Origin of the sequence: Arthrobacter halodurans, assembly GCF_041877255.1 — a bacterium.
Taxonomy (GTDB): domain Bacteria; phylum Actinomycetota; class Actinomycetes; order Actinomycetales; family Micrococcaceae; genus Arthrobacter_N; species Arthrobacter_N halodurans.
This window is the reverse complement of record NZ_JBHDLJ010000018.1, coordinates 59,865-73,656: the sequence shown is the minus strand read 5'-3', so window position 1 is coordinate 73,656 and position 13,792 is coordinate 59,865. Positions and strand designations below refer to the sequence as shown.

Here is a 13,792-nt window from a genome sequence, read left to right as displayed (position 1 = left end):
GGGTACCGACAGTTTGGGAAACCCGCGGCGCAGGCACGACCGCGGGAACAAAAAACGGGCAAAGGAGCGCCAAGACGCGCGGGCCCCCGTCGATGTCTCATCCGCGGTCCCGTGGAACGCGTTCGACGCGGCGCGTGCGGGGGAGGAATCGTGAGCACGTCGCGCGCGGATGCTAGCGGTCCTGAATGTGCCGGTCCGGCGCTGGCGGCTTTCGCTGATTTCCGCGATGCAGGTGGCCGGCCTGAAGCGCCTTCCACACGGCTACCGAGGTGACACAGTAGGTGGCGGCAATCTCCTCGAGCGACCAGCCCGCCTGGCGAAGCTCCATTAGCGTCGGATAGTCCGGCATTGCTGTCTTGGCGAGCACGACCTTTCCTTCCTCGTTTCCCGCAACCAGATAACCATCCGCCTCCGACACTTCGGCGACCGGACCGGACCGGACCGGACAGGAAAGGACCGGACAGGAAAGGACCGGACGAGGCGAATGGGGTCTCCCAGAACGGACCCACCGCGAACCTCGGGGACCTTACGCGGACCAGCACGGACGTTACGGGCCCTTGCGGGCCGTGCGAGTACCCAGCGCATGCCCGGCGCGCAGCTGGAGTACCTGTCGCGGTCGCCGGAACGGGTGCAGGATGGTGGCATGGTGATCGGCAATGGTGGCGCGACCTACGACTTTTGGCTCGTCAACTCGCGGAGTTGGTGGATAGCCACCGAGCTCTGCCGTCGCCACGCGAGGCTCAGCATCGGCGAGTGGCAGGACGGAGGGAAGCCGCAGGACAGCCTCGGCATCTACGACGAAGTCGATGGCAGGCTTCTCGTGGACATCAACCGCGCGGGGGACATTTGGGTCGCCGGGGCGCTGTCCGACGCGGGCGGGGCTTCAGCCGAGGGCACGGACGGAGCCACGCGGCGCAGCTGGTCGCAGGTGTTCGCCTCGCCGGCATTCGCGACGGTCCTGGCACTGGAAGCGGCGGCGGGGCTCCGTGCGCCGAGCCGCCGGCTGAGGACCGCCGGACCCTTGCTGGGGTACCGGGTGGTCACCGCCGTCGTCGGGCGCGACGCAACGTCCTCCCGCCCCTACGATGTCCGGTCCGCCTTTCCCGTGGGCCCGCGGAGCGCCGTGGCCGAGCACCTGTTCCGCGACTTTCCGGAGGCTGGCGTGGCTCGCCGGACACTCGAACCGGTTCCGTTCGGCGAGGCGACGCGCGGCTTCTGGGCGTTCAGGCACGACGGCGAGGCCGCCCACCTGCTTGATGCGGCCGGCACGCTGTACTCCAGGAACCGCGACCCGGTGGACCTGCACGCCGCCTACCAAAACCTGGGCCGCGACCTCTGGCGGCTGGTGGGCGAGGTCTTCGGGGGCTATTCGGACTAGCAGGCTCGGCCGCAGGCTCGTTGTGCATCCGCGGCGTCGATGCTATCCCTTGAGGGGAACACAACGACACCCCAGGCGCCCCAGCGACGCCCGAGGGACCGCACACAACGAAGGAGCGGACATGACCGTGAACGACGCCGAAGAACTCGAGCTGCGCGACTGGGCCCACAAGCTGGCGCAGGCGCTTCAGGTCCTGGACCTGAAGGTCGACCCGTCGCAGATCACCGAACTGGTCGACCGCTCCTCGGATTCGATCGGCCCGCGCGCGGGTGCCATCAGCGCGTTCGTCGCCGGATACGCCGCGGGCGCCGCCGCCACCGACGGGCCCAAGAGCGTCCAGGAGGCGGTCGACGCCGCGGTTGCGACCGTACACCGCCTGTGCGACGAGGGCACGACGGCGGGCCCGGACCGCACCGGCTGGGCCGCCACCGGGCAGTAATCGGCGGAGCCGCCGGAGCGGTCCTCGTGGGTCGCGGTGTCGGGACACCGCGACCCACGAGGACACCGCGGCCTCAGGACACGGAAGCCGTCGTCCCCGGGGCCGCGGAGTCCGCGGGGGAGGGCGCCTGGGCCGGTTCCAGGCGCACGATGACGGCCTTAGACACCGGGGTGTTGCTGCCCTCGGCCACGCTGTCGAGCGGGACCAGGACGTTCGCCTCCGGGTAGTAGGCCGCCGCGCAGCCGCGCGCCGTCGGGTACGAGACCACGCGGAACTGCCGCAGGACGCGGTCGACGCCGTCGTCGTACGTTCCGCGGACGTCCACGAACTGGCCGTCCTCCAGGCCCAGCTCCGCGATGTCCTCCGGGTTCACGAACACCACGTGGCGGCCCTTCTTGATGCCGCGGTAGCGGTCGTTGTGGCCGTAGATCGTCGTGTTGAACTGGTCGTGGGAGCGCAGGGTCTGCAGGATCAGCGTTCCCGGCGGCTGCTCCAGATACTCGAGCTCGTTGACCGTGATCATCGCCTTGCCGGTCGGGGTGTGGAAGGTCCGCGAGTCGCGGGGACCGTGCGCCAGGATGAATCCGCCCTCCTGGCGGATGCGTTCGTTGTAGTTCTCGCAGCCGGACACCACATGGCTGATGTGGTCGCGGATGAGGTCGTAGTTCTTCTCGAACCCCTCCCAGTCCGCGCCGATTCCATCGCCCAGCACCTCGCGGGCGATCCGGCAGACGATCGCGACCTCCGACAGCAGCTGGTGGGAGACCGGCTCGACCTTGCCCCACGACGGGTGCACCGCGCAGACCGTGTCCTCCACCGAGACGAACTGCGGCCCGCTCTCCTGGATGTCGATCTCCGTGCGGCCCATCGTCGGCAGGATCAGCGCCTCGCGGCCGACGACGGTGTGGGAACGGTTGAGCTTGGTGGAGATCTGCACGGTCAGGTCCGTGGTCTCCATGGCCGCCTCGGCCACGTGGGTGTCGGAGATAGCGCCGACCAGGTTGCCGCCGAGGGCCACGAACACCTTGATCCGGCCGTCGCGCATCCGGCGGAAGGTCTCCACCGCGTCGACGCCGTGCTCGAGCGGGGGCTGGAAGTTGAACTCCCGGCCGAGCGCCTCGAGGAACGCCGGGGGCATCTGCTCCCAGATGCCCATGGTCCGGTCTCCCTGCACGTTGCTGTGGCCGCGGATCGGGGAGGCACCGGCGCCGGGCTTGCCCATGTTGCCGCGCAGGAGCAGCAGGTTGATGATCTCCTTGATCGTGGACACGGCCTTCTTCTGCTGCGTGATGCCCATGGCCCAGGTGATGATGACCTTCTCCGCCGCCATGTACCGGTCGGCGAGCTCGTCGATCTGAGCGGAGGCCAGCCCGGTGGCCTGGAGCACGGCCTGCTCGTCCAGGTGGCTGAGGTGTTCGCGGAGCTCCTCGAGCCCCTCGCAGTGCTTCTGGAGGAAGTCGTGGTCGAGCACCTTGCCGGGGTTGCGCTCCTCGGCGTCGAGGACGCGCTTGGACACCGCCTGCAGGAGCGCCATGTCGCCGCCGAGGCGGATGTGCAGGAACTGGTCGGCGAGCTCGGTGCCGCGGCCGATGATGCCCTTGATCTTCTGCGGGTTCTTGTAGCGGCGGAGCCCGGCCTCGGGCAACGGGTTCACGGCGACGATCTGCCCGCCGTTCTCCTTGCAGGCCTCGAGCTCGGTGAGCATGCGCGGGTGGTTGGTCCCCGGGTTCTGCCCCATGATGATGATCAGGTCCGCGTTCGCGAAGTCGTCGAACGTGACCGTCGCCTTGCCGACGCCGATGGTCTGCCCCATGCCCCAGCCGGAGGACTCGTGGCACATGTTGGAGCAGTCGGGAAGGTTGTTGGTTCCGTAGGCGCGCACGAACAGCTGGTAGAGGAACGCGGCCTCGTTGGACGTGCGTCCACTCGTGTAGAACGCGGCATGGTCCGGCGAATCGAGGCCGTTGAGCCGGTCCCCGAGGATCGAGATCGCCTCGGACCAGGCGATCGGCCGGTAGTGGTCCTCGCCGGCGGGCTTGTACACGGGTTCGGTCAGGCGCCCCTGCATGCCCAGCCAGTACTCGGAACGCTGCCGCAGCTCGCTGACGGAATGCTCGGCCCAGAACTCCGGGGCGATGACCACCGGCGTCGCCTCCCACGTGACGGCCTTGGCGCCGTTCTCGCAGAATTCGAAGGTCTTGCGGCGGCCCGGGTCCGGCCACGCGCAGCTGGGACAGTCGAAACCATCCTTCTGGTTCATCGCAAGGACGGTCTTGCGGGTGCGGTTGGGTCCCATGTGGTCGAGGGCGGGTTCCATGGAGTGGAAGACGCCGGGAATCCCCGCGGCCCACGTCTTGGGCCGGTCCCCGACGACGATATCCTTCTCGTCCGGCTCTTCGACCTGCGGATTGCTCTTGGGCACGGTGCCTCTTCCTTCCCGGGCGCCGCCCGTCCGGGCGGCGCGAATATGACGCGCGTCTACCCTCAGGACTAGCAGGGTCGGGACGCGGCCGCAAGGCCCGGGCCGGGCGACGGGGGTACGACGGCGGTGCCTACCGGGTGCGCGGGGCGCCCGAGAGCGTGGCCAGGAACGCCGCCGCCGTGCCCTCGGCGGTCGCGCGCCATCCCGCCTCCAGCTCCAGCATGTTCTCGCCGTTCGCGCGGAGGACGGAGAGGGTGCGCGTCAGCCAGTCGAGCGTGGCCGTGCGCAGTTCGGTGTTGAAATTGACCTTGCCGATGCCGCGTTCGCCGGCGCGGGACAGGTCGGCGGCCGGGATGCCCGACGCCCCGTGCAGGACCAGCGGGACCCCGGCCGCCCGGCCGCGGATGGCGTCCAGCGCCTCCCAGTCGAGGTGCGGGACGCCGGTGTAGTTGCCGTGGGCGTTCCCGATGGACACGGCCAGCAGGTCCGCGCCCGAGGACTCCATGAACTCCGCGACCAGCGCGGGTTCGGTCATGCCGGCCGGAACGGAGCCGGCCGCGGGCGGCCCGGTCCCCGCGCCGAGCGCGTTGTCCTCGTCGCCGGGCAGCGCACCGAGCTCGGCCTCGACGACGACGCCGCGGGGACCGAGTTGCAGGACCATGCGCGCCACGAAGGACGCGTTGTCGTCCGGAGACAGGTGCGATCCGTCCGCGAGCACGGCGTGCACCCCGGCGTCCACGGCCGCCAGGATCAGCGCCTCGTCCCGGGCGTGGTCCAGCTGCACCACCACGGGCACCGACGCGGCGTCGGCCAGCCCTCGCAGGGCGGTGACCAGCCGGAGGCCCGCCGTCGTGCCCGCGGTCTTCGGGGGAACCAGCAACACCACCGGGGACCCGGCCGATTCGGCGGCGGCGACGACGCCGAGTGCCGTCGTGAAGTCGTAGCAGGCGACGGCCGGGACGGCGGCGCCGCGGGCCAGGGCGTCCCGGGTGATGTCGAGGAGGTCCATGGGTTGCCTTTCTGGGGGCGTGGGCGGTCTGAGTGGGAATGGAGTGTGGCGGCCGCCGGAAGCCCTCAGGGGGTTCGGGCTTCCGGAGGCCGCGGCGTGGGGGCGGGGCTAGAGGCCCAGCGGGGTGATCGCGAACCAGACCAGGACGGTGAGGAGGAACCCCAGGGCGCCCAGGACGGTGGTGAGGACGGTCCACGTCTTCAGGCCGTCCGCCACGGTCAGGCCCAGGTAGCGTGTGACGATCCAGAAGCCGGAGTCGTTCACGTGGGAGAGCCCGAAGGCGCCGAAGCCGATGGCGACGGTGATCAGGGCCAGCTGGGCCGTGGAGTACGCGCCGCCGCCGGCCGCGGCGGCGAGCAGCCCCGCCGTCGTGATGATGGCGACGGTCGCCGAGCCCTGAGAGGCGCGGAGCACCGCGGCCAAGACGTAGGCCATGAGCAGGATGGGCAGGCCGGCCGCGCTCAGCGTGTCGGCGAGGGCCGTGCCGATGCCGGATTCGGTGAGCACCTTGCCGAAGACGCCGCCGGCGCCCGTGACGAGGATGACGATGGCGGTCGGAGCCAGGGCGGAGTCCATGACCTCGCCCGTGGCCTGGGCCGACCAGCCGCGGCGGATGCCGAGGAAGTAGAACGCCAGCATGACGGTGACCAGCAGCGCGATGGTGGGGGAACCGATGAACGCCAGCGTGTTCGCCTCCGGGGTGCCCTCCTCCAGCAGCACGGCGCCCACGGTGCCCAGCATGATCATGGCGATCGGCAGGACGATCAGCACGACGATCATGCCCCAGCTCGGGGGAGCCTGCGTGCGGGTCCGCGTCGAGACCGTGCCGCCGCCCGCGGCGTCCTCCTCCACCTGGGAGGTGCCGGTGCCGAAGAGCTTGAACTGCCGGGCGGTCTCCGGCAACATCACGTAGTCCCGGCGGTTGAACCACTTGGCCAGGAAGAAGCCGGCGATGCCGACGGGAACGCAGATGCCCAGGCCGAAGATCGTGATCCAGCCGATGTCGGCCCCGAGGACGCCGGCGCCGCCGACGATGCCCGGGTGCGGCGGGACGACCACGTGGATGGCGAGCATGACGGCCGCGACGGGCAGCCCGACCTTGACCGGGTTGACCCCGGCGGCCTTGGCGAAGCCGTAGATGATCGGAACGAGGATGATGAAGCCGACGTCGAAGAAGACGGGAATGGCCAGCAGGAACGCGGCCGCGGTCAGCGCGGCGGTGATGCGGCGCGGGCCCAGCCAGGAGGTGAAGCGCCCGGCGAGGGCCTGCGCGCCGCCGGAGACCTCGATCATCTTGCCGAGCATCGCGCCGAGGCCGACGAGGATCGCGACGTTGCCCAGCGTTCCGCCCATGCCGGCCTGGACGGTGGGGATGATCTCCTCGATCGGGATGCCCGCCACGAGGGCGACCAGGACACTGACGATCAGCAGGGCGAGGAACGCGGGCACCTTGAACTTGATGACCGCCAACAACAACAGCACGACGCCGGCTACGGCGATGCTCAGCAACGCGAGTGTGCTCATCAGGGAGTCTCCTTTGACTATGGAACGGGTGGGGAACTGCTGCGGATGCGGGAGGGAGTGCCGCGCTTGGGCCGGCGTGCGGCGCTAGGCCGAAGTGCGGCGCTAGGCCGGAGTGCGGCGGGTCGGGGCGACGACGCGGATGACGGCCGAGTCGTCCTCGGCGCCGAGACCCTGGGCCTGGCCCAGAAGGTAGAGCTGCTCGGCGGCCGCGGCAAGGGGCGTGGGCAGGGCGACCTCGCGGGCCGCCTTGGTGACGATGCCCATGTCCTTGACGAAGATGTCGAGGCGGCTGAGGACGTCGGCGCCGTCGTCGTCGTAGGCCTGCAGGGCGCGCGGCCCGCGGTTGCCGAGCATAAAGGACGCGGCGGCGCCGGACTGCAGCGCCTCCAGGGTCCCGGCGGGATCGAGGCCCAGGGCGTCGGCCAGCGCCAGCGCCTCGGCGGCGGCGGCGATGTGGACACCGCACAGCAGCTGGTTGACGGTCTTCAGGGCCTGGCCGTCGCCGGGCTTGTCGCCGACCACGGTCAGGGTGGAGGCGAGGAGCTCCAGCGCGGGGGCGGCCTTCGCGCGAGCCTCGGGCGTCGCACCCACGACGATCAGCAGGTCTCCCTCGCCGGCGCGCACGGGTCCGCCGGAGAGCGGGGCGTCGACCAGGTCGACGCCGATCCCGGCCAGCCGCGTGGCGACGTCCGCCACGGCGGCGACGCCGACCGTGCTTGTCATGAGGACGACGGCGCCCGGGCGCAGGGACGCGGCGATGCCCGCCTCGCCGAACAGCACGTCGGCGAGCTGCTCGCCGTTGCGCACGGCGAGTAGGACGGCGTCCGCGTCGGCGGCGGCCGCGGCGGCCGTGGGGAAGGTCTTGATGCCCGCGTCCGCGGCGAGGTCCATGCGGGCGGCGGCGATGTCGAAGCCGTGGACCGTCAGTCCGGTGGCGAGGCGGGTGGCCATGGGCAGGCCCATGGCGCCCAGTCCGAGGACGGCGATGCTGTAGTTGGTGCTCACGAGTGGCTCTCCTTCGAGTCGGTGGCTGAGAGTTTGACGGCGACGTCCGTCAGGGAGGAGTCGGCGCCGACGTTGCCGGCGAAGACGATGTAGGGGATGCCCCGTGCCGGACCGTCCTGCGGCTCCCACAGGGACACGATGCCCGGAAGCATGGGGCCCCGGACGATCGCGTGGCGGATCTCGAGGCCGTGCGCGGCGACGTCGGAGGAGGTGATGCCGCCCTTGGCGATGACGAAGCGCGGGGGAGTGGTCGCCAGGGTGCGCCGGACGACGTCGACGACGGCGGCGGACACGCGGCGGGAGATGTCCAGGCTCTCGTCGCCGTCGTCCGTCTTAACGAGCTCGCGCGCGGTGTGGACCACGACGTTCCCGCGGGAGAGCGCCGTCGTGATGTCGCGGACGAGACCCTCGAGGTGGGCTTCGCGCCGCGCGGGGTCGATGACGCTGGCGACGTCGATCTCCGCGGTCAGCGCCACCGGGAGGTTCGCGCCGAGGTGGTGGAGTTGGCGCGTGGTCACGCCGACGTGGGATCCGACGACGATCAGCCCGCCGCGGGTGGCCGGCTCGCCGGCGGCGAAGATCTCCGCCGCCGTGAGGGGCTCGCGGGGATCCTGCCCGATCACCCCGCGGGCGAACGGCGGGCCGGCGCGGAACAGATAGGTGCCGCCGCGGGCCTCCGCGAGGGCAAGCCCGAGGGCGACCTGGCGCAGGTCCTCCTCGGCGACGAAGTCGACGGCGATCGGCACCGCGTCGCGCGCGGCGAGCAGCAGGTCCGCGATGGCCTCCGGGCCCCCGCGGCGGATGGTGTCCAGGTCCAGGACCAGGACGTCCGCGGCCGCGACGGCGCCGCCGGTCTTCTCCTCCACGTACCCCGGAAGGTCCGAGTGCCGGTAGCCGAAGGTCGCGTCGCGGGCGAACTCGGTCTCCGCCACGGGCACCGCCTGGCCGTCGAGGACGAAGTAGTGCACGCCGCCGATGGTCACGCGGCCCGCGTCGGGGAACGCGGGGACCAGGAGGATGCCGTCCACGGACCGGCCCGTGGACGCCGTGTACTCCTCGCGGAGCACGTCCGTTTCCAGCGGGAAGTGCCCGCGCAGCGTGGAGTCGCCGCGCGAGACGAACGAGACGGCGATGCCGAGCCCGGCGGCCGCCTCCAGGGCGGCGCGGGCGACCTCGCGGTTGCGCACGGCGGCCTCCGCCGGCGCCAGGCTGCGCGTGTTGGTGAGGACGTAGACGGCGGGGACGTCCCGGGCCAGGGCCCAGGCGAGGTCCGCCGTCTCCCAGCGGGTCAGGACGGGGAGGTCGGCGACCGACTGGGTGCCGGTCGGATCGTCGTCCAGCACCACGAAGACGCGGCGTGGGGCGGCGGCCATGGCGGCGCGGACGGCCTCCGCGGAAACGGCCGGCGCGGACGGGTAGGTCGAAAGAAGTTCTTCAAGAGATGCCACATTGAATCCTTGGTTAGATCAGATGTCAGACATCTTATGCGCAAAAACCCCTGAGGGGAAGACCCTTGTGAGACGGGCGTCACAGGCGCCTCGGCAGACGGCTCCCGGCAGGCAGGCGGTTCCCGGCAGGGAGGTGGCTAGGCGCGGTCCAGCACGAACCGCTGCAGGTCGCCGAGCGTCTGGTCCATGTGCTCGTTCATGGCCCGCCGCGCGTCCTCGGGGCTCCCGGACTCGAGGGCCGTGAGCACGTTCCGGTGCATCTGGATGGCGTGCTCCTGGATGTCGGGGACCGCCGACGTCTCCCGGCGGCCCTGGCTCAGCAGCTTGCCGAGCGGCTCGTAGAGGGCGGGGACCATGAGGTTGCCCGAGGCGCGCAGGATGACGTCGTGGAAGGCGATGTCGGCCGCGACGAAGCGTTCCACGTCCTCGGCCGCGTGCGCGTCGACCATGTGGTCCAGGTGGTGCCGCAGCCGCTCCAGGTCCGCGTCCGAACGGCGGGAGGCGGCGAGCTCGGCGGCGCCGACCTCGATCATCCGGCGGACCTCCAGCAGCTGCACGGAGACCTGCGCCGCGGTGCCGCCGGCGGACATGGAGCGCAGGACCGCCTCGAGCGAGGTCCACTCGGAGACGGGGTTCACAAACGTTCCGCGGCCGCGGACGGCGTTGAGCACGTTCTTCGCGCGGAGTTCCTTCAGCGCCTCGCGCACGGTCAGCCGGCTGACGTCCAGCTGGGCCCCGATGTCGGCCTCCGACGGCAGGACCGCGCCCTCGGCCAGTTCGCCGTCGATGACGCGACGGAGGATCTCGTCGGCGACCATATCGACCAGTGTTGCGCGTCCCACGGGTCCTCCGAGGCAGATGTGATGGTCGTTCCAGCCTAGCGGCTAGTCGGCCGGCCCCGGCGGCCAGACCACGCGGAAGCGCTCGAAGAGGACCTCGAGCCCGTCGTCCCAGATGAAGCCCTGGACCGGGGCGACCCGCAGCCAGTAGGCGCGGTGTTCGCGCAGCCAGGACTCGCGTGTGAGGTCGCCCTCGCCCTCGTCGCGGGCGAACGCGTCGTCGACGCTGTCGATGGGGCCGATCCGCAGTTCAACCGAGCGCAGGACGACGCGTGGCACGCCGGCGCCGTCGCAGGCGATCCAATGGTCCCCGATGCGCGGCAGCCGAGCGCCCTCCAGGGCGAACTCGACGCCGAGGCACGCCGTCGCGCGCTTGCGCCCCGCGAGCACGAGGCCCAGCAGCTCGTCGGCGAGCGCGGGGGTGTCGCCGAACTGCTCGGCGGTCGGCGGGTCGGCGGCGTCCGGCAGGCGCGGGTGGGACTCCAGGAAGTCGTTCCACAGCGCCTGGACGGCGGCGTCGTCGGGCGGCGGCAGGTGCATGGTGACTCCTAGGGAGCCGGCGCGGTTCCCTGACCGCCGGAAGCGCCCGAAGCGCCCGGCGCGCCCGCCGAGCGCACGGCAGCGCCGCCGTACGGCCCGCCCAGGTACTTCTGCCCCAGGGCGTCGAAGGTGGACAGCAGGTTGTAGAGGCCGATGATCGACATGACCGCTCCGACCAGGACGGCCAGCATCCCGAGCAGGATGAGGATTCCGCCGGGTCCTCCGACCTCTGGGTCGGGCATCATGCCGGGTTCGAAGGTGCCTTCGGGCATCGCGGCATACATCGCCGCGGCGGCCATCGAGGCGCCGATGCCGGCCAGGATCGGGCCGATCACCGCGGAGAGCAGCAGCCCCCAGATGATCAGCTTCGCGGACGGTTTTGGTGTGCTGGCCATGGTGTCCTCCCGGGACGGGGACGGGGACGGGGTGGGTGGCAAAACCATAACCCCGGGTCGCGGCTTTTGCACGGGTTGCGGGGCGCCGCATCCAGGGCCCCGCGGTCGCCGGGCTCAGCCCATCGCCAGGGCCGCGACCGTCCCCGGCCGCCACCTCTCGGCCCGTCCGAGCGCCCGCGCCACCCCCGGCCCCCCGGCCAGCTCGATGAGTTGCGGGTCGCCGACGACCAGGAGGAGCGACCGCGCCCGGGACAGCCCCACGTAGAGCTGCTCCGGCGCGCGGTCCAGGTCCCGGAAACCGTCGACGCACAGGATCACGACCGAGCGCTCCAGGCCCTTGAAGCCCAGCACGTGCCCGTAGAACTCCTCGTCGCCGTCGTGGAAAGCGCGCCAGTAGTCGGTGCCGACGACGCCGTCGTGGCCGACGTTGGACTGGTGGACCGGGTGGCGGTGGCGCGTGGTGAGCAGCGCGATCTGGCCGTTGGACCAGCCCTCCTCGATGAGCGCGTCGACGCAGTCGCTGGCCTGCTCCACGGCGTCCTCCGTCCGGCACTCGACGAAGCGGACGGGCAGCCCGGTGCTGCCGCGCGGGGTGAAGTGTTCGCCCGCCAGCGGGCGGAAGGTCTCGGCGATCGTGCGGGTGTTGCGCAGGTTCTCGTCCACGTGGAGGGTCGCGAGCGTGGACTCGAGCGACGACGGCGCGGCGGCGCCCCACCGGCGGTACACGTCCTGCCGGTCGTCCATGAACGCGTACACCGCGCCGTCGTCCGGGTCCTGGAGGCAGGCGCGCAGGGCCTCCCACCAGAGCGGGGCGAAGTCCTGCGCCTCGTCGACCACGATCGCGTCCAGCTTCCGCTCGCGGGGCAGGCCGCCGGCGATCCGCAGCAACGCGCGCGGCATCTCCTCGTCGAAGTAGGACTGCCCGGCGCCGGGGGGAACACCGAGCCGGCGGGCGAACTCGTGGAACTCGCCGGTGTGCACGGGAGCCTTCTGCCGCCAGTCCTGGACCTGGTCGCGCAGGTACATGCCGAGGCCCTTGTTGTAGCAGAACAGCCCGACGTTCTTGCCCTCGCGGCACAGCCGTTTGGCCTTCTCGACGGCGAGCCAGGTCTTGCCGCTGCCGGCGCCCCCGACGAACCGGACCCGGCGCAGCGAACGCGTCGCCGAGAGCAGCGTGGCCTGCCGGACCGTCAGGCTGTCCTGCCCGGACTCCCGCTCGTGCGCGGCGTCGGCCGTGAGCTCCTCGGGCTCGAGGTCCCCGCGCAGGTGCGGGAGGATCCGTTCGAGGAACCTCGGGGACAGGCCCGCCGCCCCGCCGCCTTCCGTTTCGATGGCGGTGCGCAGCCGCTCGGCGACCGCGTCGAGGTCGCCGGCGTCCAGGATGAGCGCGCGCGGGACGCCGGCCATGTCCCAGTCGCGGGGGACCCGCGTATAGGGGAAGCAGGCGACGTAGGCGAAACGGCTGCTGAGGCGGTCGCTGATCTTCGGTGCCAGCGACTCCCGGAAGGCGTGGGCGGCGTCCTGGCACTGCGCGAGCGGGCTGCCGATCCTCCGCTTGCCGCCCCGGCCGCCGGACTGGTGCCATTGGCCGTTCTCGACACTGACCAGGCCGCCCTTGACCTCGATGGCCGCGAGGCCCACGTGGGGCCAGAGGACCAGCAGGTCGATCTCGTGCTCCGCGCGCCCGCTGCGGACCCGCACGGAGTGGGCGATGACGACGTCGTCCGGCAGCGCCGCGCGCAGGCGTTCGAACACCTCGCGCTCCGCCTCGTGGCCCTCCCCGAACTCGGGCTCCTCCGGAATGCACCGCGCCATGACTTTTCCCCCGTCTCGTCCCCCCGGACCGCTCGCGCCGCCCGCCGATGGGAACAATGTAGCGGGTGGGGCGGGTGGTGACTAGGGCCTGGACGGAACGGGGCGGGGCGGCATCAGGCGAGCCGGCTCTTCACCATCTCGCTGGTGGCCTTGCCGTCGAAGCGGCCGGCGACCTCGGCCGAGACGATCTTCATGACCTGCCCCATCTGGCGCATGCCCGGCGCCTCGCCGCCGGCGGCGACCGCGGCGATCGCGCGGTCGACGATCTCGGAGACGTCCTCGGACGTCAGCGGGGCGGGCAGGTAGGTCTCGATGAAGTCCGCCTCCGCGGTCTCCATGGCGGCCCGCTCGGGCTGCCCGGCGTCGCCGTAGGTCAGCGCGGTCTCGCGGCGGCGCGCGGCCTCCTTCTGCAGCAGTGCGACGACCTGCTCGTCGCCCAGCTCGACCGGCGTCTTGCCGCCCTTCTCCTTCGTGTTGATCTCGCCCAGCAGGTTGCGCAGCGTCATCAGCGCCAGCTTGTTGCCGGACTTGAGGTGGTGGGTCATGTCGGTGCGCAGCTGGTCCTTGAGGGTGCCCATGGGGGTGCCTTTCGTCGGGGGAGCGGAACGGGTTGCCCCCATTGTCCCCCGCGGGAGGGCACGTGGGCCTGGTGGGTGGGGGCGTCAGGGCAGCAGCGTGTAGAGGTCGACGACGGTTTCCTCGGGAAGCGACGTGAAGCCTCCGTCGATGCCCTGGTTGAACCGCGGAAGCAGCGTTCCGTCTCGGAAGGTCTCCCAACTTTCCTGCGACTCGTGAACCGCCATGATCGTCCAGCCGCCCTCCGAGGGCCCGGCGGCGTGGAAGATCTGCCCGGCGGGCAGCTGGCCGTCGCCCGGATGGACGGCGGCGACGGACGCATCGTATTGCTCTCGGGTGCCGCCGGCGAAGAAATGCACGATTCCGTAGGCCTCGGTAGCCATGGCTCCTCCTTGGGTGGGA

Annotated in this window: 14 protein-coding genes; 2 read left to right on the top strand and 12 right to left on the bottom strand. The window is 71.4% G+C overall.

Annotated features, from left to right (window positions below):
* Window positions 1-172: 172 nt before the first annotated feature.
* Window positions 173-367, bottom strand: a complete 195-nt coding sequence (locus ACETWP_RS16315; RefSeq protein ID WP_373973330.1) for a hypothetical protein — start codon at window positions 365-367, stop codon at window positions 173-175.
* Between the two features lie 276 nt (window positions 368-643).
* On the opposite strand from ACETWP_RS16315, the gene ACETWP_RS16310 reads away from it, so the two are divergent.
* Together ACETWP_RS16310 and ACETWP_RS16305 are read left to right on the top strand one after the other, a co-directional pair.
* On the top strand, window positions 644-1,378 hold the full coding sequence (locus ACETWP_RS16310; RefSeq protein ID WP_373973329.1) for a TY-Chap2 family putative peptide chaperone: 735 nt from the start codon (window positions 644-646) through the stop codon (window positions 1,376-1,378).
* A 121-nt stretch (window positions 1,379-1,499) separates the two neighbouring features.
* Window positions 1,500-1,817: a DUF6457 domain-containing protein gene (locus ACETWP_RS16305; protein WP_373973328.1), complete on the top strand. Its 318-nt coding sequence runs from the start codon at window positions 1,500-1,502 to the stop codon at window positions 1,815-1,817.
* 73 nt (window positions 1,818-1,890) lie between these two features.
* On the opposite strand, the gene ACETWP_RS16300 is transcribed toward ACETWP_RS16305, so the two are convergent.
* The 11 genes from ACETWP_RS16300 to ACETWP_RS16250 all read right to left on the bottom strand — a co-directional run bounded on the left by ACETWP_RS16300 (window position 1,891) and on the right by ACETWP_RS16250 (window position 13,773).
* Window positions 1,891-4,239 (bottom strand): FdhF/YdeP family oxidoreductase, encoded by a 2,349-nt coding sequence (locus ACETWP_RS16300; protein ID WP_373973327.1) that lies wholly within the window; start codon window positions 4,237-4,239, stop codon window positions 1,891-1,893.
* Window positions 4,240-4,369: 130 nt separating this feature from the next.
* Window positions 4,370-5,248, bottom strand: a complete 879-nt coding sequence (locus tag ACETWP_RS16295; protein ID WP_373973326.1) for a class II fructose-bisphosphate aldolase — start codon at window positions 5,246-5,248, stop codon at window positions 4,370-4,372.
* Window positions 5,249-5,356: 108 nt separating this feature from the next.
* Window positions 5,357-6,772: a GntP family transporter gene (locus ACETWP_RS16290; protein WP_373973325.1), complete on the bottom strand. Its 1,416-nt coding sequence runs from the start codon at window positions 6,770-6,772 to the stop codon at window positions 5,357-5,359.
* Between the two features lie 102 nt (window positions 6,773-6,874).
* Window positions 6,875-7,777: an NAD(P)-dependent oxidoreductase gene (locus ACETWP_RS16285; protein ID WP_373973324.1), complete on the bottom strand. Its 903-nt coding sequence runs from the start codon at window positions 7,775-7,777 to the stop codon at window positions 6,875-6,877.
* On the bottom strand, window positions 7,774-9,225 hold the full coding sequence (locus tag ACETWP_RS16280) for a four-carbon acid sugar kinase family protein (protein ID WP_373973323.1): 1,452 nt from the start codon (window positions 9,223-9,225) through the stop codon (window positions 7,774-7,776). The genes ACETWP_RS16285 and ACETWP_RS16280 overlap by 4 nt, the downstream gene beginning before the upstream one ends.
* A gap of 137 nt (window positions 9,226-9,362) precedes the next feature.
* The gene (locus ACETWP_RS16275) at window positions 9,363-10,067 is read right to left on the bottom strand and encodes a FadR/GntR family transcriptional regulator (protein WP_373973322.1); all 705 of its coding nucleotides are present in this window, start codon (window positions 10,065-10,067) and stop codon (window positions 9,363-9,365) included.
* Window positions 10,068-10,109: 42 nt separating this feature from the next.
* Window positions 10,110-10,604 carry an ASCH domain-containing protein gene (locus ACETWP_RS16270; RefSeq protein ID WP_373973321.1) on the bottom strand — a complete coding sequence of 165 codons (495 nt, stop codon included), beginning with the start codon at window positions 10,602-10,604 and terminating at the stop codon, window positions 10,110-10,112.
* A gap of 8 nt (window positions 10,605-10,612) precedes the next feature.
* Window positions 10,613-10,999: a hypothetical protein gene (locus ACETWP_RS16265; protein ID WP_373973320.1), complete on the bottom strand. Its 387-nt coding sequence runs from the start codon at window positions 10,997-10,999 to the stop codon at window positions 10,613-10,615.
* Between the two features lie 114 nt (window positions 11,000-11,113).
* Window positions 11,114-12,814, bottom strand: coding sequence for a nuclease-related domain-containing DEAD/DEAH box helicase (locus ACETWP_RS16260; RefSeq protein WP_373973319.1), 1,701 nt, complete (start codon window positions 12,812-12,814; stop codon window positions 11,114-11,116).
* A 113-nt stretch (window positions 12,815-12,927) separates the two neighbouring features.
* On the bottom strand, window positions 12,928-13,392 hold the full coding sequence (locus tag ACETWP_RS16255; RefSeq protein ID WP_373973318.1) for a GatB/YqeY domain-containing protein: 465 nt from the start codon (window positions 13,390-13,392) through the stop codon (window positions 12,928-12,930).
* Window positions 13,393-13,476: 84 nt separating this feature from the next.
* On the bottom strand, window positions 13,477-13,773 hold the full coding sequence (locus ACETWP_RS16250) for a hypothetical protein (RefSeq protein ID WP_373973317.1): 297 nt from the start codon (window positions 13,771-13,773) through the stop codon (window positions 13,477-13,479).
* Window positions 13,774-13,792 lie beyond the last annotated feature (19 nt).

What these genes read in the sequence shown, in the direction of transcription:
- ACETWP_RS16310 (WP_373973329.1), top strand. Translation starts at nt 644, where the DNA reads ATGGTGATCGGCAATGGTGGCGCGACCTACGACTTTTGGCTCGTCAAC.
- ACETWP_RS16305 (WP_373973328.1), top strand. Translation starts at nt 1,500, where the DNA reads ATGACCGTGAACGACGCCGAAGAACTCGAGCTGCGCGACTGGGCCCAC.
- ACETWP_RS16295 (WP_373973326.1), bottom strand. Translation starts at nt 5,248, where the DNA reads ATGGACCTCCTCGACATCACCCGGGACGCCCTGGCCCGCGGCGCCGCC.
- ACETWP_RS16290 (WP_373973325.1), bottom strand. Translation starts at nt 6,772, where the DNA reads ATGAGCACACTCGCGTTGCTGAGCATCGCCGTAGCCGGCGTCGTGCTG.
- ACETWP_RS16270 (WP_373973321.1), bottom strand. Translation starts at nt 10,604, where the DNA reads ATGCACCTGCCGCCGCCCGACGACGCCGCCGTCCAGGCGCTGTGGAAC.
- ACETWP_RS16265 (WP_373973320.1), bottom strand. Translation starts at nt 10,999, where the DNA reads ATGGCCAGCACACCAAAACCGTCCGCGAAGCTGATCATCTGGGGGCTG.
- ACETWP_RS16260 (WP_373973319.1), bottom strand. Translation starts at nt 12,814, where the DNA reads ATGGCGCGGTGCATTCCGGAGGAGCCCGAGTTCGGGGAGGGCCACGAG.
- ACETWP_RS16255 (WP_373973318.1), bottom strand. Translation starts at nt 13,392, where the DNA reads ATGGGCACCCTCAAGGACCAGCTGCGCACCGACATGACCCACCACCTC.
- ACETWP_RS16250 (WP_373973317.1), bottom strand. Translation starts at nt 13,773, where the DNA reads ATGGCTACCGAGGCCTACGGAATCGTGCATTTCTTCGCCGGCGGCACC.